Origin of the sequence: Bowmanella dokdonensis, from assembly GCF_017254865.1 — a bacterium.
Classification (GTDB): domain Bacteria; phylum Pseudomonadota; class Gammaproteobacteria; order Enterobacterales; family Alteromonadaceae; genus Bowmanella; species Bowmanella dokdonensis.
The window spans coordinates 1-2,579 of sequence record NZ_JAFKCV010000030.1 but is presented as its reverse complement, the minus strand read 5'-3'; the positions used below and the strand labels follow the sequence as shown (position 1 = coordinate 2,579).

The window sequence follows — 2,579 nt, the reverse complement described above, 5'->3', positions numbered from 1 at the left end:
GGGTTTCGGGTCTATACCTTGCAACTAAGCGCCCAGTTAAGACTCGCTTTCGCTACGGCTCCCCTATGCGGTTAACCTCGCTACAAAATATAAGTCGCTGACCCATTATACAAAAGGTACGCAGTCACAGAACAAGTCTGCTCCCACTGCTTGTACGTATACGGTTTCAGGTTCTATTTCACTCCCCTCACAGGGGTTCTTTTCGCCTTTCCCTCACGGTACTGGTTCACTATCGGTCAGTTAGGAGTATTTAGCCTTGGAGGATGGTCCCCCCATCTTCAAACAGGATAACACGTGTCCCGTCTTACTCGTTTTCACAGCAAAAAGATTGTCGTGTACGGGGCTATCACCCACTACGGCGGCACTTTCCAGAGCCTTCCACTAATCTTCAAGCTGCTTAAGGGCTACTCCCCGGTCGCTCGCCGCTACTGGGGGAATCTCGGTTGATTTCTTTTCCTCGGGGTACTTAGATGTTTCAGTTCTCCCGGTTCGCCTCACTTAGCTATGTATTTACTAAGTGATAATGCACAAGTGCACTGGGTTGCCCCATTCGGATATCTGTGGCTCAAACGGGTTTTATCACCTCACCACAGCTTTTCGCAGATTTACACGTCCTTCATCGCCTCTAACTGCCTAGGCATCCACCGTATACGCTTAGTCACTTAACCATACAACCCCAAATTACGTCGTAATTTACGTGCCATACAGCCAAACAACTTCATCTTATTCTCTTTGTGAGAATACCAATGACGCTACATATTCGCTTGAACATGATTGCTCATGTCAAACTGGATGTTTTCTTTATCAGCTTGTCCAAATTGTTAAAGAACTTTTAAGGCTTAAAAAACCTTAATCAATTCACACTGCACAGCGTGTATTCATTAAGGCATTCTTCCTTCAACGAGCCTCTGTCTGTCACCGCCCTACTCAATCTCTGCGTAGAGTGGTGGAGCTAAGCGGGATCGAACCGCTGACCTCCTGCGTGCAAGGCAGGCGCTCTCCCAGCTGAGCTATAGCCCCGATATAGAATTCGTTTCCAGACAAGGAAGAGAACATCGTAGTGTACAACAAGTACATGAGATGTTTTCTGACGCCGTCTGGGAGCGAATTTGGTGGGTCTGAGTAGACTTGAACTACCGACCTCACCCTTATCAGGGGTGCGCTCTAACCACCTGAGCTACAGACCCGTATCTACGTCACCCGCTCGCGCCGGTAACGCTTGTGCTCGTTCTTCTTGGCAACAAAACAATCTGTGTGAACACTGCGCTAAAAAAGCGGCAGCTTTACGTAAGGAGGTGATCCAACCGCAGGTTCCCCTACGGTTACCTTGTTACGACTTCACCCCAGTCATGAAACACAAAGTGGTAATCGCCCCCCCGAAGGTTAGGCTAACTACTTCTTTTGCATCCCACTCCCATGGTGTGACGGGCGGTGTGTACAAGGCCCGGGAACGTATTCACCGCAGTATGCTGACCTGCGATTACTAGCGATTCCGACTTCACGGAGTCGAGTTGCAGACTCCGATCCGGACTACGAACAGCTTTAAGGGATCCGCTCCACCTCGCGGTCTCGCTTCCCTCTGTACTGCCCATTGTAGCACGTGTGTAGCCCTACTCGTAAGGGCCATGATGACTTGACGTCGTCCCCACCTTCCTCCGGTTTGTCACCGGCAGTCTCCTTAGAGTGCCCAACTTAATGCTGGCAACTAAGGACAAGGGTTGCGCTCGTTGCGGGACTTAACCCAACATCTCACGACACGAGCTGACGACAGCCATGCAGCACCTGTCTCTAAGTTCCCGAAGGCACGTTTGCATCTCTGCAAACTTCTTAGGATGTCAAGAGTAGGTAAGGTTCTTCGCGTTGCATCGAATTAAACCACATGCTCCACCGCTTGTGCGGGCCCCCGTCAATTCATTTGAGTTTTAACCTTGCGGCCGTACTCCCCAGGCGGTCTACTTATCGCGTTTGCTGCGCTACCCACGAATTAAATCCACAGACAGCTAGTAGACAGCGTTTACGGCGTGGACTACCAGGGTATCTAATCCTGTTCGCTACCCACGCTTTCGCACATGAGCGTCAGTCTTTGGCCAGGGAGCCGCCTTCGCCACTGATGTTCCTCCAGATCTCTACGCATTTCACCGCTACACCTGGAATTCCACTCCCCTCTCCAAGACTCTAGTCTGCCAGTTTTAAATGCAACTCCCAGGTTAAGCCCGGGGCTTTCACATCTAACTTAACAGACCGCCTGCGTGCGCTTTACGCCCAGTAATTCCGATTAACGCTCGCACCCTCCGTATTACCGCGGCTGCTGGCACGGAGTTAGCCGGTGCTTCTTCTGTGGCTAACGTCAATCCAAATGGGTATTAACCATTTGGCCTTCCTCACCACTGAAAGTGCTTTACAACCCGAAGGCCTTCTTCACACACGCGGCATGGCTGGATCAGGGTTGCCCCCATTGTCCAATATTCCCCACTGCTGCCTCCCGTAGGAGTCTGGGCCGTGTCTCAGTCCCAGTGTGGCTGATCTTCCTCTCAGAACAGCTAGAGATCGTCGCCTTGGTAGGCCTTTACCCTACCAAC

The 2,579-nt window shown here is 51.1% G+C and carries 2 tRNA genes and 2 rRNA genes (1 of these 4 running past the window's edge); all 4 read right to left on the bottom strand.

The annotated features are described in order from the left end of the window. Window positions 1-668 (bottom strand): 23S ribosomal RNA (locus tag J0A66_RS21310); it reaches 2,443 nt to the left of the window's first position. Between the two features lie 276 nt (window positions 669-944). Continuing rightward, window positions 945-1,020, bottom strand: a tRNA-Ala gene (locus J0A66_RS21305). Window positions 1,021-1,110: 90 nt separating this feature from the next. Continuing rightward, a tRNA-Ile gene (locus tag J0A66_RS21300) sits at window positions 1,111-1,187 on the bottom strand. A gap of 101 nt (window positions 1,188-1,288) precedes the next feature. Beyond that, window positions 1,289-2,579, bottom strand: a 16S ribosomal RNA gene (locus J0A66_RS21295); the annotation flags it as partial.